Source organism: Luteibacter sp. OK325, from assembly GCF_003050935.1.
GTDB lineage: Bacteria > Pseudomonadota > Gammaproteobacteria > Xanthomonadales > Rhodanobacteraceae > Luteibacter.
Genome location: NZ_QAOX01000004.1, coordinates 421,613 through 447,267, shown reverse-complemented (window position 1 = coordinate 447,267; position 25,655 = coordinate 421,613). Strand labels below are relative to the sequence as shown.

The 25,655-nt window shown below is 65.0% G+C and carries 21 protein-coding genes and 2 tRNA genes; 20 read left to right on the top strand and 3 right to left on the bottom strand.

Annotation, left to right across the window (positions count from 1 at the left end):
• The first annotated feature begins 271 nt into the window (after positions 1-271).
• The 7 genes from ppnN (at position 272) to C8J98_RS12015 (ending at position 3,934) form a co-directional block, all read left to right on the top strand.
• Entirely contained in the window at positions 272-1,669 is a 1,398-nt protein-coding gene (ppnN, locus tag C8J98_RS12040; RefSeq protein ID WP_107913413.1) for a nucleotide 5'-monophosphate nucleosidase PpnN, read from the top strand.
• A gap of 141 nt (positions 1,670-1,810) precedes the next feature.
• Positions 1,811-1,966 carry a DUF3309 family protein gene (locus tag C8J98_RS12035; RefSeq protein ID WP_082878993.1) on the top strand — a complete coding sequence of 52 codons (156 nt, stop codon included), beginning with the start codon at positions 1,811-1,813 and terminating at the stop codon, positions 1,964-1,966.
• A 48-nt stretch (positions 1,967-2,014) separates the two neighbouring features.
• On the top strand, positions 2,015-2,149 hold the full coding sequence (locus tag C8J98_RS22490) for a hypothetical protein (protein ID WP_255417738.1): 135 nt from the start codon (positions 2,015-2,017) through the stop codon (positions 2,147-2,149).
• Complete coding sequence (locus C8J98_RS12030; protein ID WP_199229893.1) at positions 2,149-2,754, top strand: DNA-3-methyladenine glycosylase; 606 nt, start codon at positions 2,149-2,151, stop codon at positions 2,752-2,754. The genes C8J98_RS22490 and C8J98_RS12030 overlap by 1 nt, the downstream gene beginning before the upstream one ends.
• A gap of 85 nt (positions 2,755-2,839) precedes the next feature.
• On the top strand, positions 2,840-3,112 hold the full coding sequence (locus C8J98_RS12025; protein ID WP_107913411.1) for a DUF2845 domain-containing protein: 273 nt from the start codon (positions 2,840-2,842) through the stop codon (positions 3,110-3,112).
• Between the two features lie 415 nt (positions 3,113-3,527).
• Complete coding sequence (locus C8J98_RS12020) at positions 3,528-3,710, top strand: DUF3606 domain-containing protein (protein ID WP_107913410.1); 183 nt, start codon at positions 3,528-3,530, stop codon at positions 3,708-3,710.
• A 20-nt stretch (positions 3,711-3,730) separates the two neighbouring features.
• Positions 3,731-3,934: a hypothetical protein gene (locus C8J98_RS12015; RefSeq protein ID WP_158272688.1), complete on the top strand. Its 204-nt coding sequence runs from the start codon at positions 3,731-3,733 to the stop codon at positions 3,932-3,934.
• Positions 3,935-3,994: 60 nt separating this feature from the next.
• Here C8J98_RS12015 and C8J98_RS12010 read toward each other — a convergent pair.
• A tRNA-Asn gene (locus tag C8J98_RS12010) sits at positions 3,995-4,071 on the bottom strand.
• Positions 4,072-4,119: 48 nt separating this feature from the next.
• Entirely contained in the window at positions 4,120-4,662 is a 543-nt protein-coding gene (locus tag C8J98_RS12005) for a GspH/FimT family pseudopilin (protein ID WP_107913408.1), read from the bottom strand.
• 128 nt (positions 4,663-4,790) lie between these two features.
• Here C8J98_RS12005 and uvrB point away from each other — a divergent pair, with 128 nt between their 5' ends.
• From uvrB to recD, 7 genes are all read left to right on the top strand, one after another.
• On the top strand, positions 4,791-6,812 hold the full coding sequence (gene uvrB, locus C8J98_RS12000) for an excinuclease ABC subunit UvrB (RefSeq protein ID WP_107913407.1): 2,022 nt from the start codon (positions 4,791-4,793) through the stop codon (positions 6,810-6,812).
• 83 nt (positions 6,813-6,895) lie between these two features.
• Positions 6,896-6,970: transfer RNA gene (locus C8J98_RS11995), tRNA-Val, on the top strand.
• Between the two features lie 291 nt (positions 6,971-7,261).
• Positions 7,262-7,852: a hypothetical protein gene (locus C8J98_RS11990; protein WP_107913406.1), complete on the top strand. Its 591-nt coding sequence runs from the start codon at positions 7,262-7,264 to the stop codon at positions 7,850-7,852.
• 74 nt (positions 7,853-7,926) lie between these two features.
• Positions 7,927-8,346: a CopD family protein gene (locus tag C8J98_RS11985; protein WP_107913405.1), complete on the top strand. Its 420-nt coding sequence runs from the start codon at positions 7,927-7,929 to the stop codon at positions 8,344-8,346.
• A 67-nt stretch (positions 8,347-8,413) separates the two neighbouring features.
• A complete protein-coding gene (gene recC, locus C8J98_RS11980) occupies positions 8,414-11,839 on the top strand; it encodes an exodeoxyribonuclease V subunit gamma (RefSeq protein WP_107913404.1) in 3,426 nt (1,141 codons plus the stop codon).
• Positions 11,836-15,483, top strand: a complete 3,648-nt coding sequence (gene recB, locus C8J98_RS11975) for an exodeoxyribonuclease V subunit beta (protein ID WP_107913403.1) — start codon at positions 11,836-11,838, stop codon at positions 15,481-15,483. The genes recC and recB overlap by 4 nt, the downstream gene beginning before the upstream one ends.
• The gene (gene recD, locus C8J98_RS11970) at positions 15,480-17,357 is read left to right on the top strand and encodes an exodeoxyribonuclease V subunit alpha (RefSeq protein WP_107913402.1); all 1,878 of its coding nucleotides are present in this window, start codon (positions 15,480-15,482) and stop codon (positions 17,355-17,357) included. The genes recB and recD overlap by 4 nt, the downstream gene beginning before the upstream one ends.
• A 130-nt stretch (positions 17,358-17,487) precedes the next feature.
• On the opposite strand, the gene C8J98_RS11965 is transcribed toward recD, so the two are convergent.
• The gene (locus tag C8J98_RS11965) at positions 17,488-18,498 is read right to left on the bottom strand and encodes an NAD-dependent epimerase (protein WP_107913401.1); all 1,011 of its coding nucleotides are present in this window, start codon (positions 18,496-18,498) and stop codon (positions 17,488-17,490) included.
• Between the two features lie 231 nt (positions 18,499-18,729).
• Between C8J98_RS11965 and thrS the strand changes: the two genes are divergently transcribed.
• The 6 genes from thrS to pheT all read left to right on the top strand — a co-directional run bounded on the left by thrS (position 18,730) and on the right by pheT (position 25,655).
• A complete protein-coding gene (thrS, locus tag C8J98_RS11960; protein ID WP_107913400.1) occupies positions 18,730-20,631 on the top strand; it encodes a threonine--tRNA ligase in 1,902 nt (633 codons plus the stop codon).
• A gap of 30 nt (positions 20,632-20,661) precedes the next feature.
• Positions 20,662-21,204, top strand: coding sequence for a translation initiation factor IF-3 (infC, locus tag C8J98_RS11955; RefSeq protein ID WP_107913399.1), 543 nt, complete (start codon positions 20,662-20,664; stop codon positions 21,202-21,204).
• A 363-nt stretch (positions 21,205-21,567) separates the two neighbouring features.
• On the top strand, positions 21,568-21,765 hold the full coding sequence (gene rpmI, locus C8J98_RS11950; RefSeq protein WP_046966439.1) for a 50S ribosomal protein L35: 198 nt from the start codon (positions 21,568-21,570) through the stop codon (positions 21,763-21,765).
• 14 nt (positions 21,766-21,779) lie between these two features.
• A complete protein-coding gene (gene rplT / locus C8J98_RS11945) occupies positions 21,780-22,139 on the top strand; it encodes a 50S ribosomal protein L20 (protein ID WP_107913398.1) in 360 nt (119 codons plus the stop codon).
• Between the two features lie 108 nt (positions 22,140-22,247).
• Positions 22,248-23,240, top strand: a complete 993-nt coding sequence (gene pheS, locus C8J98_RS11940; protein WP_107913397.1) for a phenylalanine--tRNA ligase subunit alpha — start codon at positions 22,248-22,250, stop codon at positions 23,238-23,240.
• Between the two features lie 33 nt (positions 23,241-23,273).
• The gene (gene pheT, locus C8J98_RS11935; RefSeq protein ID WP_107913396.1) at positions 23,274-25,655 is read left to right on the top strand and encodes a phenylalanine--tRNA ligase subunit beta; all 2,382 of its coding nucleotides are present in this window, start codon (positions 23,274-23,276) and stop codon (positions 25,653-25,655) included.

Genomic DNA, 25,655 nt, shown 5'->3' with positions numbered 1-25,655 from the left:
ATGCGGCCAACGGACAGGTCCCGCCAGCCATCCACGAGATGCTGACGGTCCGAAAAAACGCCCTATCGAGTGTCTAGAAATACTTGACCACCTCAGGGCACCGAAGGCTCTGCTCCGCGACGTCAGGCTCTGCGCCGCGACGTCACCGAACCGAAGGCTCTGCGCCGCGACGTCTTGACCCCCGCGCCCGCCACGCGTGATCCTAGGCGGTCCGCTCCCGATCCGGAGCGGGGTTCGCCGCTAATTCGCGGTCAGAAGGACGAGTCACACCATGAATGCCATTCAGTTCGGGGAGCCGGTATCCGGCAAGACGGTCAGCGCCCGCGTTTCGCCGGCCGGCGGCCTCGATATCCTTTCCCGCAATGAGGTCGCGCGCCTGCGCGATGCCAGCGGGTCCGGGTTGCACCAGCTGCTGCGCGGCTGCGCGCTGGCGGTACTGACGTCGGGCAACCTTTCGGACGATCCGGACACCATGTTCGGAAACTATCCTGACTTCGACATCCAGGTGCTGCAGGAAGATCGCGGCATCAAGATCGAGCTGAAGAATGCACCGGAGCAGGCGTTCGTCGACGGCCGCATCATCCGCGGCATCAACGAACTGCTGGTCGCCGTCGTCCGCGACATCGTCTATGTGTCGACGCAGCTGGCCGCCGGCGCGTTCGATCTGGACGACAGCGTGGGCATCACGCATGCCGTATTCGAAATCCTGCGCAATTCGCGCATCCTGCGTCCGCAGATCGATCCGAACCTGGTCGTGTGCTGGGGCGGTCATTCGATTTCGCGCGACGAGTACGAATACACCAAACGGGTTGGCTACCAGCTCGGCCTGCGCGCCATGGACATCTGCACGGGCTGCGGCCCGGGCGCGATGAAGGGTCCGATGAAGGGCGCGACCATCGCGCACGCCAAGCAGCGTCGCAAGGGTAACCGCTACATCGGCGTGACCGAGCCGGGCATCATCGCCGCCGAGTCGCCCAACCCGATCGTCAACAACCTGGTGATCATGCCGGACATCGAGAAGCGCCTCGAAGCGTTTGTCCGTCTCGGTCACGGCATCATCGTGTTCCCGGGTGGCGTCGGCACGGCGGAGGAAATCCTCTACATGCTCGGCATCCTGCTGTTGCCGAAGAACAAGGGCATTCCGTTCCCGCTGATCTTTACCGGACCGAAGAACTCGGCCTCGTACTTCGAGCAGATCGATCGCTTCCTGCGCCTGGCCCTCGGCGACGAGATCGCCACGCACTACAAGATCATCATCGACGACCCGGCGGCCGTGGCCCATGCGATGGTCACGGGCATCGACAAGGTGCGTAACCATCGCCTGGACAACAAGGACGCGTTCTTCTTCAACTGGGCGCTGGATATCCCACTGCCGTTCCAGCAGCCGTTCCGCCCCACCCATGAGGCGATGGCGGGCCTGGCCCTGCATCGCGACCGTCCACGCCACGAGCTCGCGGCCGACCTGCGTCGTGCGTTCTCCGGCATCGTCGCCGGCAACGTCAAGGAAGAGGGCGTGCGCGCCATCGAGCAGTTCGGCCCGTTCGTCATCGACGGCGAGCCGGAGATCATGCGTGCACTGGACGACCTGCTCAAAGCATTCGTCGAGCAGCACCGCATGAAGCTGCCCGGCGGCACGGCGTATGAGCCCTGCTACGTGGTACGTACGTAAAACTACTTAGCGGCGCCGCGCACTTCGCGGCGCCGCTTTCCCAATTCCTGAACGGGACATCGGGCGCCGCCGTGCGCGTCACACGTCCTAGACGACCCTCTGCGCAACGATGCACTCCGAGTCCACTGCCGGAGATATCCCATGCTCGTTACCATCCTTCTCGTCATCCTCATTCTTGCCCTCGTCGGCGGCTTGCCGACCTGGGGTTATTCGCGCTCCTGGGGTTATGGTCCGAGCGGCGGCATCGGCGTTATCCTCGCGATCATCCTGGTTTGCTGGCTGCTCGGCGTCTTCTGATCCCCCGGCGTCGGGGCGGTCGACGCCCCGACGCCGTTGGAGGAAGCCATGTCCCGACCGCTCCGTCCCGTCCCTGATACCGACAAGACTCTTCCTGGTACCTCTCCGCCGCCCTACGACCATGAACCGGTCGAGCGGCCCGGCCCCGATCCGGACACCGATGGCGAGCCCCTGGAGACCTGATGGCGACGCGTCGACCGCGCTGGCCGGGCGAGATCCTGCCGCGCTCGTTCTTTCATCGCGACGCCCGTGAGGTCGCCCCGGCTCTCCTCAACAAGGTTCTGGCCTGCGCCGACGGGCGGGCAGGGCGGATCGTCGAGGTCGAAGCCTATGTGGGCGCCATCGATCCGGCCGCGCACACCTTTCGCGGCAAGACCCCACGTAATGCAGTCATGTTCGGGCCGCCCGGGCACATGTATGTCTACTTCACTTACGGAATGCACTGGTGTGCCAACACCGTCTGCGGCGATGTGGGCGAAGGGTCCGGCGTACTTATCCGGGCATTGGAGCCCCTCGCCGGCATCGAACGGATGCGTGAAGCGCGCCCGCGCGTGAAGCGTGATCGTGAGCTGTGCAGCGGGCCTGCACGGCTGGCGCAGGCCATGAGCATTACCGGTGAGCAGAACGGTATCGACCTCGTGCGCGCCCGCGACGGCTACACCGTGCTGGACGACGGCACGCCAGTTCCGGAGAACGTGCCTGGCTCGGCGCGAATCGGCATTCGCGAGGGAACAGACCTGCTATGGCGCTGGCTGGTCGCGGGGAATCCCCACGTATCCAGGCCCTGAATGCCGGCGACAACATACCGTTCGGCCCTTGGCTTTGCCGTCGGGCAGGGATAGCCTGCGTGAAGACATCGACAGGGAGTTCTGTATGAAGCGTATCGTCGCCGCCATTTTCGCCGCCGCCCTATCCTGCGGCGTGGCTGCTGCCGACACTTTCCGTGTGGGCTCGCAGGTCGTCACCACGGGAGACAGCGAAGGCCGCCTTCGCGAGATCGCAGGCAAACCTGATCGCGAGACGCCGATAGAGTCCCGGGGTGGTGGCCTGGAGGGTTACCGCCTGGAGTACTTCCAGAAAGGGAAGTCGGTACAGGTCGAGGTGGTCAACGGGCGCGTGCGCTCGATCACGCAAATCGACAGCTGACCTCACGGTCGGCGGAGAGGTGATCCCGACCTGGCGGGACCACCTTTCACCACGGAATCAGCTTGCGGTTTTCTTCGGCCCCTTAAGGGGCGTGCTGCGCGGCGTCTCCGGGAGAGGCGCGCGGCGGTTGTGCGAATACACGTAGGAAATGAATGCGGCGGACGAACGATCCGGCGGTGGCGTGTCCACGGACTGGGTGACTGGTTTCTTGGGCGGCATGACCATCGTCTGAGTTGGGCGGGACGAGCCCCGGCCATAGCAGCCGGGGAGGGATCCGGCCAAACGAAGCCCGGGTCATCCAACATGCGCTTTCAGTTGTTAGATGGGTGTAACGTGGTGGGCCCGGCAGCACGATTGCCGTAACACCGACGTAACCCCCCACGTGGCAAACGTGGACTGACAGCGAGGGCACGTCATGGATACACAAAAGCAGGTTGTCGGCCCGGCCGACGCCACCAAGGTCGACCTTGAGCTGCGAACCGATATGAACTACTGGACGCGCGTGCTCGGAGTGTCCGAGACATCGCTGCGCGATGCCGTGAGCCGCGTGGGTGGCCAGGCCTCCGACGTGCGCGCCGAACTGCGACGTCGTCGCTGATGGACGGTGTCGTTCGCCCCTTGCGCGTTTTCGTTTTCTATCCGTCGATGAATCTTCATACGTGGACGGTCTTGCTGCCTGGTGCGACCAAGCATGTTTTCCAGACCGAGGGCACGGCAGTCGAATTTGCACTGACGCGCGCGTCGGCCATGAAGGGCAAGGGCCGCGCCGTCGAAGTGTTGCGCGAGCGCGTATCCGGCGGCTGGGTGCTAGTGCCGTTTTGATTCACGCCGGAATTCGCGCAAAGAAAAAGGCCGCGCATCACTGCACGGCCTTTCAAAACCTGGCGCCCGAAGTTGGACTCGAACCAACGACCCCCTGATTAACAGTCAAGTGCTCTAACCGGCTGAGCTATTCGGGCGGGGAGCTGCGTATTGTCTTGATGTGGGGTGGGGCTGTCAAGCGGGTCTTAACGATTTCGTGAATGGCGTGCGCCGCAGGCGCGCGCGACCTCGGCCGATGGCGGCTCGATGTGGCTATGGCCGCTTTTGGCTACGACCAGGGTCATCGTGGTCGCGGGCTTGCCGTGCAGACATAGCGCGAGCGTCTGGTTGGTGGGTGAAGCGTCCCCGTTTTCGTCGGGATGCAGGAAGTCGATTCTGGTCCGGATGCCCGTTGAAACGGCAGTCAGGCGCGAGTCCAGGGCGTCTTCGACCGACAGGACGTCTTTCGTGTCCCCGTCGCGGCTGATCCAGCCGACGCCCCAGTCGGTTCGCCCCGAGCATGTGTGCCCGTTCTCGCTGGGACAGACGAACGTTCCTCCGGTTCGATGCAGCGCCGCCTCACGCGCGTGCTGGAGGGTGTCCGTCAGGGCCGTCACGGCCGCCTGGAGCCGGTGGCGAGCGATGGCGTCTGACAGGGTCGGGACCGCGATGGCGGCCAGGACGGCGGTAATGGCCAGGACCATGAGGATTTCGAGCCAGGTGAAACCCGGCGAGCTGAGGCGGGGCAAGGCGGCGACCCGAGAGGGAGGCTGTGATCGTGCCCTCGGTCGCGCAGGGTCGTCTGTGGGTGCGCTGCCTCACACCGCGTAGGCACCAGCGCTTTAAACTCGGGGTCCGAACCAGCATATCGTCGGCCATGACAGATCGCTTTCAGCTCGTCTCCCCGTTCGCACCCTCCGGCGACCAGCCCGAGGCCATCCGTCGTCTTACCGAGGGCTTCGACGCCGGTCTGGCGGCGCAGACCCTCCTCGGTGTGACCGGTTCCGGCAAGACCTTCACCATTGCCAATGTGATCGAGCGGATCCAGAAGCCGACCATCGTGCTGGCACCGAACAAGACGCTGGCGGCGCAGCTGTATGGCGAGTTCAAGGAGTTCTTCCCGCATAACGCGGTTGAGTACTTCGTCAGCTACTACGACTACTACCAGCCGGAAGCGTATGTCGTCGCGTCGGATACCTTCATCGAGAAGGATTCGAGCATCAACGACCATATCGAGCAGATGCGCCTGGCGGCGACCAAGGCGTTGCTGTCGCGGCGCGATTCGCTGATCGTGGCGACGGTGTCGGCGATTTACGGACTGGGCGATCCGGAGGACTACATGAGCCTCCGCCTGATCCTCTCGCGCGGCGAGCATATCGAGCAGCGCGCCCTGATCAAGCAGCTCACCGAGCTGCAATACGTGCGCAACGAAATGGAGCTTCGCCGCGGTACCTACCGCGTGCGCGGTGAGATCGTGGATGTGTTCCCGGCGGAGTCGGAAGCCGAGGCGCTGCGCATCGAACTCTTCGACGGCGACGTGGAAAATCTCTCCATCTTCGATCCACTCACCGGCGAGGTGCTACGCAAGGTGCCGCGGTATACCGTGTACCCGAAGACGCACTACGCCAGCACACGCCAGAGCGTGCTCAATGCGATGGAGACGATCAAGGTCGAGCTCTCCGAGCGACTCGAGCAGCTGTATCGGGACAACAAGCTGGTGGAAGCGCAGCGCCTCGAGCAGCGCACGCGTTTCGATCTGGAAATGATGGCCGAGGTGGGCTTCTGCCAGGGCATCGAGAACTACTCGCGGCACATGACGCGACGTGGCCCTGGCGAGCCGCCGCCGACACTGTTCGATTATCTGCCGCCCGATGCCTTGATGGTGGTGGACGAATCGCACGTGACGGTGCCGCAGCTCGGTGCCATGTACAAAGGCGATCGCTCACGCAAGGAGACGCTCGTGGAGTTCGGCTTCCGTCTGCCGTCGGCGATGGACAACCGGCCGCTGCGCTTCGAGGAGTGGGAGCGGCGCGCACCGCGTGCCATCTACGTGTCGGCGACGCCGGCAAAATATGAGCTCGAACGCGCCGACGACAACGTCGTGGAACTAGTGGTTCGTCCCACCGGCCTGATCGACCCGGAAGTCGAAGTGCGTCCGGTTCGCACCCAGGTGGATGATCTTCTTGGCGAGATTCGCCTGCGCGTGGCGATGGGTGATCGCGTGCTCGTGACGACGCTGACCAAGCGGATGTCCGAGAACCTGACGGACTATCTGTCCGAGCACGATGTGAAGGTGCGCTATCTGCACTCGGATATCGAGACCGTCGAACGCACGGAGATCATTCGCGACCTGCGCCTGGGTGAGTTCGACGTGCTGGTGGGTATCAACCTGCTGCGCGAAGGCCTGGACATGCCCGAGGTTTCGCTCGTGGCGATCCTGGATGCGGACAAGGAAGGTTTCCTGCGCTCGAACCGCTCGCTGATCCAGACGATCGGTCGCGCGGCGCGTAACGTCCGCGGCAAGGCCATTCTCTATGCCGACGAGATCACGGGCTCGATGAAGATCGCGATGGAAGAGACGGCGCGCCGCCGCGAGAAGCAGATCCTGTACAACGCGGCCAACGGGATCACGCCGACGACGATCGTGCGGCGTATCGCCGACATCATGGAGGGCGCCCGCTCCGACTTCGGCTCGCGCGGCAAGGGCAAGCGTGGCAAGGAGGCGAAGAAGGTGGCGGAAGAGGCGTCGGACTACAGCGCACTCACGCCAGAGCAGGCCGGCTCGGCCATCAAGAAGCTCGAAACGCGGATGTACAAGCATGCCCAGAATCTCGAGTTCGAGGAGGCGGGCAAGATCCGCGACGAGATCCACCGGTTGAGGGAAAGCGCCCTGCGCTAGACCCACGGCGGGCCGTGGCGGAAAAAAATCTGCCTGGGCCTCTTGCAGAGCCCGTCGGGCGCCGGTAAACTGCGCAGCTCTTCGGGCGGTTAGCTCAGCGGTAGAGCACTACCTTGACATGGTAGGGGTCACAAGTTCGATCCTTGTACCGCCCACCACTTTCGCAAATGGCGCAAAGTGGCTTGAAGATAAAGACTAAGGAGCCCACCGAGGCTCCTTTTTTATTGTCCGCGAAATGAACGCCGGCTCGCGGCCTCGCCCTTGCGAGGCTTTGAACAGCGCCCACGAAGCTCATCGCCCTGCGCGGATAACGTCGTTGATGCGAACGCGTCACGCTGCTGACGAACGCCAACGACATCGGTCTGAATTCTCATGATTCGACATACGGCCGTGGCGCAGGCTAGCCAGATACCTGGCTAAGACATTCTCGTCCAGCAGGAATCGAATCCATGGAGCAGCCAGTGCGTAAACGCGGTCCTCGTCAACGTTACCAAGCCTATCAGCCCATCTATGCGGTCTCTGCGCGCCAGGATGAGGCTCTATCTGGGGCTTCTCTGCTTGTTGTCCTGCAGGGCATCCAAGGCACGATGCATGACATGCAAGGCACGATGCATGACATGCAAGGCACGATGCGGGATATGCAAGGGCAGCTCGCGCGGCTCGACGAGCGGACCATCGCGATCGTGGATCGGGTCGATGGACTCGATCGTCGCCTCGACAGATTCGAGGTGAGCGTGGACGCTCGCTTTCAAAAAGTCGATGCCCGTTTCGAGCAGATCGACGCCCGTTTCGAGCAGATCGATGCCCGTTTCGAGCAAGTCGATGCCCGTTTCGAGCAAGTCGACGCCCGCTTCAAGCAAGTCGATGCCCGCTTCGAAAAGGTGGATGCCCGCTTCGAGAAGCTTGAATCGAGAGTGGAAAACCTGACCGACTGGAAACACCGGGTTGCCGGGGTTGTGATTGCGAGTAGCGGCCTTTTGGCTCTGGTAAGCCTCCTCGCCCAGGCCCTTCCGAAGTGGATGGGAGTGATTTCACCCTGATCCGAGGTTCCCTGTCGCGGGTTGGCGGTGCCCCGAGCGGCTACACTCACGCCTTTCCCGACGGAGCGGCGTGCGTGGCCTATCTACTGATCAAATCCCTGCACATCGTCTTCGTCATTGCCTGGATGGCGACGGTGTTCTACCTGCCGCGAATCCTGGTGAATATCGCCGAAGCGGGCAACGAACCGGCGGTGAAGGCGCGGCTCGAGCTCATGGGGCGCCGGCTCTACAAGTTCGGCCACAACATGTTCGGCCTGGCGCTCATCTTCGGGCTCATCCTCTGGTTTTACTTCCACATCAGCGGCGGCTGGCTGCACGCCAAGCTGGCCCTGGTGGCAGTGATGCTCGCTTACTACATCTGGTCGGGGCGGCTGCTCAAGCGCAGCATGGCCGGCGGGGCGCTGCCTTCGGCGAAGACACTACGTATCTGCAACGAACTGCCCGTGCTGGTGCTGCTGGCCATTGTCTTTCTCGTTGTCGCCAAACCGTTCTGAGGTCTCGCCTCGTGCGACCCGGTTCGTCCATGATCGACGCTGACCTCACGAACGCAGGAATTGCCGGTTGAGCGACGGGAGCGACATCGCGCCAGGCCTCATGGTGCTGCACGGCAACCGGCTTGAAGAGCTGCGGGACGTTCTTGTCGCGTGGTTGCGTCGGGCGCCGCTGAAGCCCCTTGAAGACGAATGGGTGCTGGTCCAGTCCAACGGCATCGCGCAATGGTTCCGTCTGGCGCTTGCGCGCGCCGTCGAGGACGGTGGGCTGGGCATCGCGGCGGCGGTCAAGGTCGAGTTACCGGGTCGTTTCCTGTGGGTGGCTTACCGCGCAGTACTCGGGCGCGACGCCGTGCCCCCTGAGTCGCCTTTCGACAAATCCCGTCTGGTCTGGCGCCTGATGCGTCTATTGCCTTCGGTGGCGCACGAGCCCGTGTTCGAGCCGCTGGCCGCCTTTCTTGGCACGGATGGCGATGCGCGAAAATGTCACCAGCTGGCCGAGCGCCTGGCCGACCTCTACGACCAGTACCAGGTGTACCGCGCGGACTGGCTCGATGACTGGGCCGAAGGTCGCGACGTTCTTCGCGATGCCCGAGGGGGCGCGCCGGCCATGGTCACGACAGATCGCTGGCAGGCGGCGCTCTGGCGCCGTCTTCTGGACGATGTCGGCGCCGACGAAGCCGATGGGCATCGAGCGGCTGTTCACGCACGCTTCCTGCGCGCCGTCAACGAGGCTACGGAGCGCCCGATGGCGCTGCCTCGCCGGATCGTCGTCTTCGGCATGTCGTCGCTGCCCCGGCAGACCCTGGAGGCCTTGTCCGCGCTGGCGCGCTGGTCGCAGGTGGTGCTGGTGGTGATGAATCCCTGCAGGCACTACTGGGCGGATATCGTCGACGACCGCGAGCTGCTGCGCGCCGAACGTCGCCGGCAGGCGGCAAAGCCGGGGATGCCGGCCGAGCTGTCTGACGACGACATGCATCTGCACGCGAATCCGCTCCTCGCGGCCTGGGGTAAGCAGGGCCGCGACTACATCCGTCTGCTTGACGAGTTCGACCATCCCGAGAGCTATCGCGAACGTTTCAACGCGTGGGACCAGCGCATCGATCTGTTTGCGGAGCCCACGTCGACCCAACTGCTCGGGCACGTCCAGTCGGCCATCCTCGATCTCGAGCCGCTGCCGACCGCGCCCCGACCGATCGAAAACGGCGATACATCGATCGCGTTCCACGTTGCCCACGGACCGCAGCGCGAAGTCGAGATACTGCACGACCAGTTGCTGGCCCGATTCGAGGCATCAGCGCAGGGGGGCGATCCCATCCTGCCGCGCGATGTCATCGTCATGGTGCCGGACATCGAAACCTACGGCCCGCATATCGACGCTGTCTTCGGCCGCGTGCCGCGCGACGATCCCCGCTTCATTCCTTACAGCGTGGCCGACCGCGCGGCCCGTGGCACGGTGCCGGTCGTCATGGCGCTCGATGTCCTGCTCGGCATGACGGAGTCGCGTTTCGGCGCCGGCGAGATGGCCGACCTGCTCGATGTGCCGGCCGTGCGCGCGCGCTTTGGCCTGGCCGAAGACGATCTGCCCCTGCTGCATCGCTGGGTGGAAGGGGCAGGTATTCGCTGGGGGCTCGACGCGGCCCAGCGCGCTTCGCTCGACCTGCCGGCGCTGGAGCAGAACACCTGGGCCTTCGGGCTGCGCCGCATGCTGCTCGGCTACGCCGTCGGAGCGGGCGAGGCCTGGGGCGATATCGAGCCTTACCCGGAGGTCGGCGGACTCGACGCCAGCCTGGTCGGGCCGCTGGCCGAACTGCTCGAACGCCTCGGTGAGCACTGGCACGCCATGCGCGAGCCGGCCTCGGCGACGGAGTGGGGCGGGCGGCTGCGGCGCCTGCTACGCGACTTCTTCGAAGCGACGGAAGCCGATGACGGCATGCGCATCGAACGCCTGCTCGATGCGCTCGATGCCTGGGAGCGCGCCTGCGTGGAGGCGGCGTTCGACGATGCCATGCCGATTGACGTCGTGCGCGAAGCGTGGCTCGGCCAGTTCGACCAGGGTGGCCTTTCCAAGCGGTTTCTGGCCGGTGCGGTGAGCTTCGGCACGTTGATGCCCATGCGCGCCATTCCGTTCCGGGTGGTCTGCCTGCTTGGCATGAACGACGGCGATTACCCGCGGGCGCGTCCGCCCATGGACTTCGACCTGATGTCGAGGCAGGGCGCGTGGCGTCCTGGCGATCGCTCGCGTCGCGAAGACGATCGCTACCTGTTTCTCGAAGCATTGCTTTCTGCACGCGACGCGCTGCATATCGGCTGGGTAGGGCGAAGTGCCCGCGATAACGGCGAGCGCGCCCCGTCGGTACTCGTGGGGCAATTGCGCGATTACCTCGCTGCCGCCTGGCAAGGGCAAGGCGGTGCCGACCTCCTGCGTACGCTGACAGTCGAACATCCGCTGCAGCCGTTCAGTCGCGCATATTTCCACGCCGACGATGCGCGCCTGTTCACCTATGCGAGCGAATGGCGGCAGGCTCACGACGGGGTCGAGCGCATCGCCGATGTCGACCTGGCGCCGATCGTCGTGGATCGCCCCATCGGTCTCGGCGTCCTGCGCCGCTTTCTGCGCCACCCGGTACGCGAGTTCTTCCAGGCGCGATTGGGTGTGCGCTTCGACCTGGCGGATGTGGGCGGTGAAGAGCGCGAACCATTTGCAGTGGACAGCCTGGGCCGCTTCGCCATGGCCGATACACTTTTGCGCGCCGCGCTACGCAGCGAGGGCGGCGCGACCCAGGCGATCGACGACGCGGCGGCGAAGCTGCAGCGCAGCGGTGCCTTGCCGATGGGTGGATTCGCGGCGCCGGTGCGCGTCGATATCGAAGCCGTGGCGAGTGCGGTTTACGGGCGCTTCGTCACCGAGCGGCGCGCGTGGCCACACGAGGCGGGCAAGCGTGAGGTTCGCATCGAACTCGATGGCATCACCATCGAAGACTGGCTCGCCGACCTGCGCGCCGACGATGAGGGGCGCCTGGCCGCCTTCCTGCTGTCTCCGTCCAATGTGCTCGACGCCGAAGGCATACCCCGCGCGCACCGCCTGGTCATGCCGTGGGTCGATCACCTCGTGGCGCAGGCAGCTGGCCTGGCCCTGGTCACGCGTTACATCGGCCCGGACGCCACCATCGTTCTCGAGCCGCTTGCGGCGGACGACGCCATGGGCATGTTGGCCACCCTGGTGCGCGCATGGTGCGAAGGCATGGAGAAACCGAGGCCGGTGGCGGTGAAAACGGCGCTCGCCTGGCTCCGCGCGCGCTCCCCCGAAGAAGCGCCACAGGCGGCACGCGCCGCGTATGAGCCCGCGCACGAACGTTCCCACGGCGAGCTCGATGGCGACCCCTACCTGCTTCGCGCCTTCCCCGGCTTCGCCGCGCTGATCGAGGCCGGTTTCGCCGACTGTCTCACGCCCTACCGTGACTTCCTCGGCGCCTTGCACGTGGAGGTGGCATGAGCCTGGCGATCGAGCCGCTGCGACCGCTGGCGATGCCGCTCGCCGGCATTCGGCTGATCGAGGCCAGCGCGGGCACCGGCAAGACCTGGACCATCGCAGCACTCTACGTGCGTGCCGTGCTCGGTCACGGCGTGGCCCAGCCACTGCTGCCACCGAACATCCTCGTCGTGACGTTCACCGAGGCCGCGACGCAGGAACTGCGTGAGCGGATCCGCGCGCGTCTGGTCGATGCGGCGCGCGCCTTCCGCTCGGGTGAATCAGGCGACAGCTTTCTGGCCGAGTTGCTCGGTGCGTACCCGGCTTCTGCGCATGCGGCATGCGCGCGGCGCGTCGAGCTGGCGGCGCAATGGATGGACGAGGCCGCCATCTTCACGATCCATGGCTGGAGCCAGCGCATGCTGACCCAGCACGCATTCGGCAGTGGTCATGCCTTCGTCCAGACGCTCGAGCCGGACGAAAGTGAGCTGCTTGCCGATTGCGTACGCGACTACTGGCGCCAGGCGTTCTACCCGCTCGACACGCGCCAGGTGGCCGCGGTGCTGGCGGAGTGGAAGACACCCGATGCCCTGATCCAGACCCTGCGTCCGCTGCTCTTCGGCGGCGAGACCACCTTGCGGGTCAACGGCCAGGCGCTGGCCACCACTGACGTGGGTGTCTTGTTCGCTGGTCTGCGTGACTGGGAGGACGAGGACGCTCGCCGGCTGGCTATGGTGCGCGAGGCGTGGATGGGCGACGTCGAACGCGTCGAAACGCTTCTACGCGATGCCGTGGGCAGCAAGGCCCTGAAGAACAACATCCATCAACCGGCGTCGCTCGAACGGCATCTCGCCGGTGTGCGCCATTGGCTCGAGACCGGAGAGAGTGGCACCGTCGATGTCGCTCGTTATGGCTCATCGCGGCTGGACGGGGCGGTCAGCAAAGGCAACACCCGGCCCGAGCATCCCGCCTTTGGCGCTGTCGAACACTGGAGCGAGTGGCAGGCGGGCAAGCCAGCAATCCGGTTTGCGATCCTGGCTGACGCCGTGGAGCGCGTACGCGAACGCTTCGCCGCGCAGAAACGCCGGCGTGCGCAGATCGGCTTCGATGACCTGCTGGTGCGGCTCGACCGGGCGCTTGCGTCGGCATCGGGCGGCGAGCTTGCGGAGACCATCCGTCAGCAGTATCCGCTTGCCCTGATCGACGAATTCCAGGACACCGACCCACTGCAATACCGCATCTTCCGTGCGGTGTACGCGAACAGCCCGGATGTGGGCCTGCTGCTCATCGGCGATCCGAAACAGGCGATCTACGCGTTTCGTGGCGCGGATATCCATACGTATCTTTCCGCGCGGGGCGAAGCCGAGGCGCCGCACTACAGCCTCGATACCAATCACCGGTCGAGCGAGGGCATGGTCGCCGCGGTCAATGCGATGTTCGCGCATGCGGAAGCGCATCCGACCGGCGCGTTCCACTTCGCCGACCAGGGCTTGCCGTTTAACCGCGTCCAGGCGCGCGGGCGTGCCGAACGTTTCGTCGTCGACGGTGCTGATCAGCCCGCCCTGCACATCTGGCTTCTCGACGACGAGGTTCCCGTCGGCGTGCGCGTTTACCGCGAGCAGATGGCGCAGGCTTGTGCGACGGAGATCGTTCGCCTCCTCGAGGCGGCAAAAAAAGGTAGCACGGGATTCTCGCGGGACGGCATGGTCACGCCACTGAAGCCTGCTGACATCGCCGTGCTGGTGCGTAGCCATAACGAGGCATCGGAGATTCGCTCGGCGCTATCGGCGCGTCGCGTGCGCAGCGTGTTTCTCTCCGACCGGGATTCGGTGCTCGAGAGCATGGAAGCGCACGATGTGCTGCTCTGGCTGCGTGCCGTCGCCGAACCGTCGTCGGATACCGCCATGCGCGCGGCGCTCGCGACGCGTACGCTTTTCCTGGGCTATGGCGAACTGGAGCGTCTGAATGTCGATGAGCAGCATTGGGAGCGCCGGGGCCAGCAGCTTTTCGACCTGCGTGAAACCTGGCGTCGCGCCGGCGTGCTGGCCATGCTTCATCGCTTCCTGCACGTGTTCGACCTGCCGGCGCGCCTGCTTGCGCAAGCCGGTGGCGAGCGGGCCCTGACCAACCTTCTTCACCTTGCCGAACTGATGCAGCAGGCTGCCTCGACCATCGAAGGCGAACAAGCGCTGATCCGCCACCTCGCCGAGCGTATCGCCGATACGGCGAGCCACACCGGTGAAGACCAGATCGTCCGTCTGGAAAGCGATGACGACCTGGTCAAGGTCGTGACCATTCACAAGTCGAAAGGCCTGGAGTATCCGCTGGTATTTCTGCCTTTCGTCTGTGCGAGCGGTGGTACGCGGCCAGGGCAGGGCTATCGTTACCACGACGGCACCGGCGCCCAACTCGAACTGCTCTCGTCGGGCCACGAGGCGGCCGGCGAATCGGTGCGGGAGGCAAAGGACGCCGCGGAGCGAGCGTCGCTGCAGGAGGACCTCCGTCTGCTCTACGTGGCCATGACGCGCGCTCGGCACGCCAGCTGGCTGGGCGTGGCACCCGTCTGCTACAACGCGGCGAAAAAGCCGCAAGTACATCGCTCCGCGTTCGGACATCTGTTGAGCGGTGGCCAGGAGATCGACAACGGCGCCATCGAAGGCCTCTTGCGCGTCCTGGCGCAGGCGGAGCCGGCGATCAGTGTCGATTACATGCCGGCACCGGACGACCTGAGTTACGTGGCACCGTTGCGCGACGAGCGGCCGCTGCCTGCGCGCGTGGCGCATCTGGCGAAGGCCGAGCCCTGGTGGATCGCGAGCTACAGTGCCTTGCGCTACGCGGATAGCGAGGCGGCCGCACCGGAGACAGCGACGGACGATGTCATCATCGAGTATGCGAGCGAAGGGGTCGCCGTGCCCGTCGACGCCGCGACGATCCACGCCTTCGAGCGAGGTGCCGAGGCAGGCACCTTTCTCCACGACCTGCTGGAATGGATCGCCGAAGAGGGCTTCGCGTCGGTCGCCGCGGACCCCGTCCGCCTGCGTGACACGGTGGCACGGCGCTGCGAACGTCGCGGATGGGAAGCCTCCATCGACCTGCTCACGGACTGGCTACAGGTGCTGCTGCGCACATCATTGCCCCTTCCCGATGGGGGCTCGTTCGCACTGGGCTCGCTGGCGGACCCTTCGCACTATCGTGCCGAACTGGAGTTCCTTTTTGAGGCGCGTCGCGTGGACACGCTGGCGCTGGACCGCATCGTTCGCGAGCACACGCTGGACGGCGCGCCGCGTCCGGCCCTCACGGCGGATCGTGTCAACGGCATGCTCAAGGGCTTCATCGATCTTATCGTCGAACACGAGGGTCGCTGGTATGTGGCCGACTACAAATCGAACTGGCTCGGCACGGACGAGCTGGCCTATACGCCGGCAGCGATGCGCCGTTCGATTCTCGATTCCCGCTATGAGCTCCAGTACGCCCTTTACCTGCTTGCCCTGCATCGCCAGCTGCGCGCGCGACTGGGCGATGCCTACGACTACGACACCCACGTGGGAGGCGCGATCTATATCTACCTGCGTGGCGTCGACGGCCATGGCCACGGCGTGCATGTCGAGCGGCCCACGCGCGCCATGATCGATGCGCTCGACGCGCTTTTCGAAGGAATAGCGGCATGAACCCGCAGGTGGTGGCCTGGCTTGATCGCGGCGTCCTCGAGGCGAGACTACGTCCGGTCGATCGCGCGTTCGCGCGTTTCCTCGCGAGTCTTGACGAGGGTGGGGACGCGCGCGTGCTGATGGCGGCAGCGCTGGTCAGTCGTGAGCTGGGCGAGGGTCATATCTGTGTCGACACCGAGCTGCTCGCTGCCGCCGAGCCGATGCTGGCTGAGGCGGAATCCTGGTTGCCGACATCGTCATTGGTGGGCTCGGCCAATGGCGATCCCCGGACGCCGCTCGTACTGGACGGTGGTTTGCTCTACCTGCGTCGCTTCTGGCGCGATGAAGCGCGTGTAGCCGATGCCATCGTGTCGCGACTGGGTTCGGCCCAGATGCCCGCCGACCTTGCGCTGGAGCTGGATCGTCTCTTTCCCGCCGAGGCCGACGACCTCAACTGGCAGAAGGTGGCCTGTGCCGTGGCGGCACGCGGTTCGTTCGCCGTCATCACCGGCGGCCCGGGCACGGGCAAGACGACCACGGTGGTGCGCTTGCTCGGCCTGTTGCAGACCCTGGCGCACAAGCGCAACGAGCCTCGCCTGCGCATCCGTCTCGCTGCGCCGACCGGCAAGGCCGCAGCGCGCCTGAACGCGTCGATTGCCGGGCAGATCGAGCGACTCGATGTGGACGTCGCTGTGAAGCAGGCGATTCCCGCTGAAGTCACGACACTGCATCGGTTGCTCGGCAGCCGTCCGGATACACGGGCTTTCAGGCACGACCGGGACAATCCCCTGCATCTGGACGTCCTCGTCATCGACGAGGCATCGATGATCGACCTCGAGATGATGGCGGCGACGCTCGATGCGCTGCCGCGCGACGCGCGACTGATTCTTCTCGGCGACAAGGACCAGCTGTCATCGGTCGAAGCCGGCGCGGTGCTGGGCGACCTTTGCGCGCGAGCGGACGCCGGTCACTACGACCTTGCCACGCGTGACTGGCTCACCGCCGTCTGCGGTGTTGACGTGGGCGCGTGGACCAATCCGCTCGATGCACGCCCGCTGGACCAGCGTGTCGTCATGCTGCGTCGAAGCCGACGCTTCGGTGAAGGAAGCGGCATCGGTGCCCTGGCGCAGGCGATCAACGCCGGCGAGGCGGCTGCCGTGACGCGAGCCTTCGCACACACCCAGGGTGACATCGCCGTCGTAACGCCGACGCCAGCGTCCATCGCTGCGCTCGCCATCGACGGCCGTGAGGGTGCGCCGGGTCATCGCGATTATCTGGACTGGATCGAGCGCGAGCGTCCCGCTATCGATGCCTCGTTCGATAAATTCGAACGCTGGGGTGCGAGCGCTCTTGTGGCGTACGCTCGGTTTCAGCTGCTCTGTGCCACGCGCCATGGCGAAGCCGGCGTGGACAAGCAGAACGAACGCATCGCCCAGGGCTTGCTCGAGCGGGGGCTGATCGATGCCGTGTCGGGATGGTATGAGGGGCGTCCCGTCATGGTTACGCGCAACGATTACGCGCTGGGCCTGATGAACGGCGATGTTGGCGTAACGCTATGGGTACCCGACGGGCAGGGCGGGATGGCCCTGCGTGTCGCCTTCGCGGTGATGGACGAGCGGGGCGGCGAGCGCGTGCGCTTCGTCGTGCCCAGTCGACTGTCCGCGGTGGATACCGTGTATGCGATGACGGTGCATAAGTCGCAGGGCTCGGAGTTCGAGCACACGGCGCTCGCGCTGCCGCCGGAGCCGTCGCCGGTGCTGACTCGGGAGCTGGTTTATACCGGCGTTACCCGTGCGAGGAGCCACTTCACGCTGTTGGCTGCGCCGGACATTCTGGGTTATGCGGTGTCGCGGAAGACGCGTCGGGCGTCTGGGTTGCTGCGGCGGTTGGTTTGAGGCAAGCACCCATCGCCGATAAATCGGCTCCCACAGGGGCAAGAGCTTCGCCGATGAATCGGCTCCCACAGGGGTGCAGGAGGGGTGCGGGCTCCTTGTGGGAGCCGCTTCAGCGGCGATGCTCTCCCCCTCAACCCACCCCGTAATATTCCTTAAACCAGGCCGCAAACTTCCCCAGCCCCTCATCGATCGACGTCGATGGCGCATACCCCACATCACGCCGCAGCGCTGACACATCCGCCCAGGTATCCGGCACGTCGCCTGGCTGCATCGGCAGCAGGCGCTTCTCCACCGTGCGGCCGAGATGCTTCTCCAGCAGGCCGATGAAATCCAGCAACTGCACCGGCTCATCGTTGCCGAGGTTGTACACGCGGTAGGGCGCGGAAGAGCTGCCGGCATTCGGCGCGACCGGGTCGTATGACGGATCCGGCCGGGCGGGGTGGTCGAGTGTGCGGATCACGCCTTCGACCACATCGTCCACATAGGTGAAGTCACGGCTGTGGTTGCCGTGGTTGTACACGTCGATGGCCTCACCCTTCATGATCCGCCTGGCGAACAGGATCGGCGACATGTCCGGCCGGCCCCAGGGGCCATACACGGTGAAGAAGCGTAGCCCCGTGGTCGGCAGCTCGAACAGGTGGCTGTACGTGTGGGCCATCAGCTCGTTGGACTTTTTCGTCGCCGCGTAAAGGCTCACCGGGTGGTCCACGGCGTCTTCCACGGCGAACGGCATCTTGCGGTTCGCTCCGTAGACCGAGCTCGACGACGCGTAAACGAGGTGCCCTACGGCATGCCGGCGACAGGCCTCCAGAATGTTCACGAAGCCCACCAGATTGCTTTGTACGTAGGCGTGGGGGTGACTGAGCGAATAGCGCACGCCGGCCTGGGCGGCGAGATGCGCGACGCGCTCGGGCTGGAAGGCGTCGAACGCGGCGTCGAGGGCGGCCTGCTCCGCAAGGTCGCCCCGCACGTGCGAGTAGTTCGGGTGGTCCGAGAAACGCGCCACGCGGGCCTCTTTAAGGGCCGGGTCGTAGTAGTCGTTGTGGTTGTCGAAGCCCAGCACGGTGTCGCCCCGTGCGAGCAGGCGCTCGGTGAGATGGGAGCCGACGAAGCCGGCGCTGCCGGTAACCAGGATGCGCATGGAAGGTTCTGCCGTGGATCGATTCGGCTAGTCTAACGGACGACCGATTTGACACGGCAGCACGGCTGATCTAGCTTTTGCCCGATATCCACGCGACGAAGGTGGCCTGCGGTAACGCTGGCCGAGAGTGCGACATGCGGACTACGCGCCTCCCAACCTGATCCCACGCCACGTCTTCGTCGTCACCGAAGGGCGTATGGCGCCCTTTTTGTTTGTCCGGAATTTGTAACCATGATCCAGATCACGCTACCCGACGGCAGCCAGCGCCCGTTCGAACACCCCGTTTCCGTGCAGGACGTCGCCGCCTCGATCGGTGCCGGCCTCGCCAAGGCCACCCTGGCCGGCAAGGTCGATGGCAAGCTGGTCGACGCCGGCTACACGATCGACCACGACGCCGCGCTCGAAATCGTCACCGAGAAGAGCCCCGAGGCGCTGGATATCCTTCGCCACTCCACGGCCCACCTGCTCGGCCAGGCCGTGCAGCGCCTGTTTCCGGGCGCCCAGGTGACCATCGGCCCGGTGATCGACAACGGCTTCTTCTACGATTTCGCCTACGAACGGCCGTTCACGCCGGACGACCTCGTCGCCATCGAGGCCGAGATGGAGAAGATCGTCAAGGAACAGATCCCGGTCACGCGCTCGGTGAAGAGCCGCGACGACGCGATCACCTTCTTCCGTGGGCTCGGCGAGGAGTACAAGGCCCAGATCATCGAAGGCATCCCCGCGAACGAGGAGCTTTCGCTCTACACCCAGGGCGAGTTCACCGATCTGTGTCGTGGCCCGCACGTGTCCAACACGGGCAAGCTGCGCGCGTTCAAGCTGATGAAGGTGGCTGGCGCCTACTGGCGCGGCGATTCCAACAACGAGATGCTGACCCGCATCTACGGCACGTCCTGGCTGAACGACAAGGACCTCAAGGCCTACCTCCTGCAGCTCGAGGAGGCAGAAAAGCGCGATCACCGCCGTATCGGCAAGCAGCTCGACCTGTTCCATATGCAGGAAGAAGCGCCGGGCATGGTGTTCTGGCACCCAAAGGGCTGGGCCATCTGGCAGGCCGTTGAGCAGTACGTGCGCGGCGTCTATCGCAGCAGCGGCTATAAGGAAGTCCGTGGTCCGCAGATCATGGATGTCAGCCTGTGGAAGAAGTCCGGTCACTGGGATAACTACCAGGAGAACATGTTCTTCACGGAGTCGGAGAAGCGCACCTACGCGCTCAAGCCGATGAACTGCCCCGGCCACATCCAGATCTTCAACACCCACCTGCACAGCTATCGCGACCTGCCGGTGCGCTACGGCGAGTTCGGCGGTTGCCACCGCAACGAGCCTTCGGGCGCGCTGCACGGCATCATGCGAGTGCGCGCGTTCACCCAGGACGACGGCCATATCTTCTGCACGCCGGCGCAGATCGAAGGCGAGGTCGCGGCGTTCCATGCCCAGGCCATGAAGGTCTATACCGACTTCGGTTTTGACGACATCGCCCTGAAGATCGCCCTGCGCCCCGAAAAGCGCATCGGCGCGGATGATGTCTGGGACAAGGCCGAGCACGCCCTGCGCGCCGCCCTGTCGGCGGCCGGCGTGGCATGGGAGGAGCTGCCGGGCGAGGGCGCCTTCTATGGTCCGAAGATCGAATACCATATGAAGGACTCGATCGGCCGTGCCTGGCAGGTCGGTACCATGCAGGTCGACTTCATGATGCCCGAGCGCCTTGGTGCCGAGTACGTGGACGAGAACTCACAGCGCCAGCATCCTGTCATGCTGCACCGGGCCATCGTCGGCTCGATGGAGCGTTTCATCGGGATCCTGATCGAACACCACGCGGGCTTGCTTCCGCCCTGGCTTGCCCCCATTCAGGCAGTGGTGTTCAGCATCACCGACGCACAGGCCGATTACGTGCGTGAGGTCACCGAAACCCTTGTCGGACAAGGCTTCAGGGTAGAGGCCGATTTGCGCAACGAGAAAGTCGGTTATAAAATCAGGGAGCATACGTTGCAGAAGGTGCCCTATCTCATCGTGGTCGGCGACCGCGAGAAGGAAACGGGAGCCATTTCCGTACGTACCCGTGGCGGAGAGGACCTCGGCAGCATGCCGGTGGCCCAGTTCGTCGAAAAGCTGAAGGCCGAGACGCAGCGCTGATCGCTCGCGTCCGGCACATGGTTCAATCTTCTGGAGGATAGCGGTATCGCTACGACCGATAACAAGGGCAATCGCAAGAACCTCGAGATCCGCGTTCCGCGGGTTCGCGTGCTGGGCGCCGAAGGCGAGCAGATGGGCATCATGGAAACCCGTGACGCCATTAAGGCCGCTGAAGACCTCGGCATGGACCTGGTCGAAATCCAGCCGAACGGCGATCCGCCGGTCTGCAAGATCATGGATTACGGCAAGTTCAAGTTCGAAGCCCAGAAGAAGGCCTCGGCTGCCAAGAAGAAGCAGAAGCAGGTCGAAATCAAGGAAGTGAAGTTCCGCCCCGTCACCGACGAAGGCGACTACCAGATCAAACTCCGCAAGATGCGCGAGTTCCTTGAGGAAGGCGACAAGGTCAAGGTCACGATCCGCTTCCGCGGCCGCGAAATGTCCCACCAGGACCTCGGCCAGAACCTGGCCCGCCGGGTTCAGGGCGATATCGGTGAAGACGGCGTGGTGGAGTCCTTCCCCCGTCTCGAAGGCCGCCAGATGGTCATGATGATCGGCCCGAAGAAGAAAATCTGATCCCCCGGAAGCGGCGCCCCTTGTGGGAGCCGCTTCCGCGGCGATACCCCTGGTCCCTTGTGGGAGCCGCTTCCGCGGCGATACCCCTGGTCCCTTGTGGGAGCCGCTTCCGCGGCGATGCCCCTGGTCCCTTGTGGGAGCCGCTTCAGCGGCGATTCCTCCCCGAGGCCAGCCCCTTCGCCGCTGAAGCGGCTCCCACAGGAGCGGCTCCCACAGGGTGGTGGCGCGGGCCTTCACGATTCGGTATCATCGCCGGCTCGGCCCGTATGGATGGGCCGAACCACCGTACCCGGCAGGAAGGAAAGTGCGTTGCCCCTGGGCTCGCCGCCGGAACAGTCAGCAACCCGAATACGGAGCATTCCGATGCCCAAGATCAAGACCAACCGGGCGGCAGCGAAGCGTTTTCGCAAGACCGCGTCGGGCAAGTTCAAGGCTGGTCACGCCTTCAAGTCGCACATCCTGACGAAGAAGTCGACCAAGCGTAAGCGCGGCCTGCGCGCTCCCAATCACGTGAAAGCCTGCGACACCAAGAGTGTGGCTCGCATGCTGCCGTATCTTTAAGGGAGGGTTGAACCATGGCTCGTGTTAAGCGTGGCGTTACCGCCCGTCGTCGTCATAAGAAAGTCATCGGCCGTGCAAAGGGTTATTACAACGCCCGTCGCAAGGTCTTCCGCGTAGCCAACCAGGCCGTCATCAAGGCTGGTCAGTACGCCTATATCGGTCGTAAGCAGCGCAAGCGCCAGTTCCGCGCCCTGTGGATCGTCCGTATCAATGCTGCCGCTCGTCAGTTCGGTCTGTCGTACAGCCGCCTGATCAATGGCCTGGCCAAGGCTGAGATCGCGATCGACCGCAAGGTCCTCGCCGACCTCGCCGTGCGCGACATCAAGGCATTTGGCGTGATCGCAGAGAAGGCCAAGGCCCATCTGGCTGCGTAATCCGCTTTACCACGCGTGGTAGGAATACCGCGCGATGATGGATAACGTGGGGAGAAGGCCTGGCCTTCTCCCCATTTTTTTTCCGAGCCAGGAAAGTCAGGAAAACCGATGGAATCGATCGAGCATATCGACGCGTCCCTGCGCGACATCGAAGCCGCCACCTCGCTCGAGGCACTCGACGCCGTTCGCGTCAGTCTGCTCGGCAAGAACGGTGCGGTGACTGCAGCGCTCAAGGCGCTGGGCCAGCTGTCGGGTGACGAGCGCAAGGCGCGCGGCGCGGAGGTCAACCGCGTCAAGGAACGCCTGACCGACGCCATCGCGGCGCGCAAGCAGTCCCTCGAACAAGCCGAGCTGGATCGCCGTCTCGCTTCGGAGCGCATCGACGTGACCCTGCCGGGCCGCGACGGTGAATACGGTGGCATCCACCCGATTACCCGCGCCCTCGAGCGCATCGCCGATATCTTCGGCCGTCTCGGTTACCAGCGTGCCGACGGTCCCGAAATCGAGGACGACTGGCACAACTTCGAGGCGCTCAACTTCCCGCCGCACCATCCGGCGCGTGCCATGCACGACACCTTTTATTTCGGTGACGGACGCCTGCTGCGTACCCACACTTCGCCGGTGCAGATCCGTTCGATGCAGGGCCGGCAGCCGCCGATCCGCATCATCGCGCCGGGCAAGGTCTATCGCAGCGATTCGGACCAGACGCATTCGCCGATGTTCCACCAGATCGAAGGCCTGCTGGTCGACGAGACCTCGAGCTTCGCCGACCTGAAGGGCACGCTGGCGGAATTCATCCGCGCGTTCTTCGAGCGCGACTTCGAGATGCGTTTCCGGCCGAGCTATTTCCCGTTCACCGAGCCCTCGGCCGAAGTCGACATCCGCTGGGATGCCGAAGACGGTACCGAACGCTGGCTCGAAGTGCTCGGCTGCGGCATGGTCCACCCGACCGTGCTGAAGAACTGCGGCATCGATCCGGAGCGTTATACGGGCTTCGCTTTCGGCCTCGGCGTGGAGCGTTTCGCCATGTTGCGTTACGGCGTGGGCGACCTGCGCGCCTTCTTCGAGAACGACCTGCGCTTCCTGCGCCAGTTCGCCTGATTGCCGTCGATCCCACGTTAACGAGTCGCTCCCATGAAATTCTCCGAAAACTGGCTGCGTGAACTGGTTGCCATCGACGCGGATCGCGCGACGCTGGTTCACGCGCTGACCATGGCCGGTCTGGAAGTCGAAGAGGTCACCCCGTTGGGTGGGCACCTCGACGGCGTCGTCGTCGGCGAGATCGTCGAGACGGTGAAGCACCCCGAAGCCGACCGCTTGCAGGTATGCAAGGTGGACGCGGGGCAGGGCGAGTTCCTGCAGATCGTCTGCGGTGCGCCGAATGCGCGCGTAGGCATTCGTGTGCCACTGGCCAAGGTCGGCGCGAAGCTTCCCAATCATATCGACATCAAGGCTGCGAAGCTGCGTGGCGTCGAGTCGTTCGGCATGCTCTGCTCGGCAAAGGAGCTCGACATCGATGCCGATGCGTCTGGCCTGCTTGAGCTGCCGTTGGATGCGCCGGTCGGTACACCGCTCGCCGATTACCTCGGCCTGCCCGATGCCAGCATCGAACTGAAGATCACGCCGAATCGCCCGGACGTGCTCGGCCTCAACGGCCTCGCGCACGACGTGGCCGCGCTGTTCGGTAGCCGCGTGAAGGCCATCGGCGCCGCCAGTGCGCCCGTCACCGCCAGCGCGGCCCGCGAAGTCCGTCTGGAAGCGGGCGCCGACGCGCCGCGCTACATCGGTCGCATCATCGAGGGCGTCAACGCCAGCCTGCCGTCACCGCTGTGGATGGCCGAGCGCCTGCGTCGCGCCGGCATCCGACCGATCAGCGCGATCGTGGATATCACGCAGTACGTGATGCTCGAACTCGGCCACCCGCTGCACGCGTTCGACAACGACACGCTCTCCGGTGCCGTCATCGTGCGTCACGCGGGGCAGGGTGAAGTCCTCAAGCTGCTCGATGGCCGCGACGTCAATCTCGATCCCTCATTCGTCGTTATCGCTGACGAGGCGAAGGCGCTTGCCCTGGGCGGCATCATGGGTGGCTTCGACTCGCGCGTGACCGACACCACGCGCACCGTCTTCCTTGAAGCCGCACACTTCGCGCCGGCCGCGATCATGGGTCGCGCCCGCAAGCTCGGCATGCATACGGATGCCTCGCATCGCTACGAGCGCGGCGTCGATCCGGCACTTCCGCAGCGTGCCATCGAGCGCGCGACCGAACTGCTGCTGCAGATCGCCGGCGGCAGTGCCGGCCCGCTCACGGTGGCCGAGCGCCGGGAAGACCTGCCCGAGCATCCGCCGGTGATGCTGCGCCACGCCCGCCTGCGCCGCCTGCTTGGTATCGAGGTGGCCGGCAGCGAGGTCAGCCGCATCTTCATCGCCCTGGGCATGCACGTGAACGAGGTAGCGGACGGCTGGGAAGTTACCCCGCCGAGCAGCCGCTTCGACATCGAGCGCGAAGAGGACCTGATCGAGGAGGTCGCGCGCATCCATGGTTACGACCGCATCCCTACCCACATTCCGGCCGGGCAGATTGCCCTGCAGGCTGAGCCGGAAGCGCGCCTGGGCGAGATGGCCCTGCGCGACCAGATCGCTGCACGCGGCTATTTTGAAGCGGTGACGCTTTCCTTCGTCAACGCCGACCTGCTCACTACCTGGGGCGTGGACAAGGGCTGGGTGCCGCTGGCCAACCCGCTCTCGGCGGATCTGGCCGTCATGCGCACCTCGCTGCTGCCGGGCCTGATCGAAGCGCTGCGTCATAACCGCGCACGCCAGCAAGAGCGCGTCCGCCTGTTCGAGCTGGCCCGCAGCTTCCATGCGACCGGTGGCGCGCCCGACGAGGTGGGTCGCGTGGCGCTCGTTGCCAGTGGCGCCGCCCGCGCCGAGCAGTGGGGCGAGCCGACCCGTCCGGTCGACTTCTTCGACCTGAAGGGCGACCTCGATGCGCTGGTCGCCCACACGGGTGAGCCGCAGCGCTGGTCGGTCGATTCCCATGAGTTGCCGTCCTGGCTGCACCCGGGCCGCGCTGCGCGCGTGCTCCGCGATGGCCAGCCGGCCGGCTTCCTCGGGGCGCTGCACCCTGCGCTGGCCAAGGCGCTGGACCTCGGGTCCGACGTCCATGTGATGGAGCTGGCGCTCGAGCCGATCCTCGCCCGCCGTCTTCCCAGCGCCGGCCGTGTGGCGCGGTTCCCTGCGGTTCGTCGCGATATCGCCGTGGAATTGCCGGAAGAGGTGTCCTGGGCCGCCGTCGAGGCCGCCGTCCGCGGAGCACTCGGCGAGGTCCTCAGGGAGATCCGGCTGTTCGATCGGTACGCCGGGAAGGGGATCGACGAAGGACGAAAGAGTCTCGCTATGGGCTTGATTTTGCAGGACGCTTCACGCACCCTTACCGACGAAGATGCCGACGCTCGCGTGGCAGAAGCGGTGGGGGCATTGGAGAAGACATGCAAGGCAAGACTGCGAGGATAA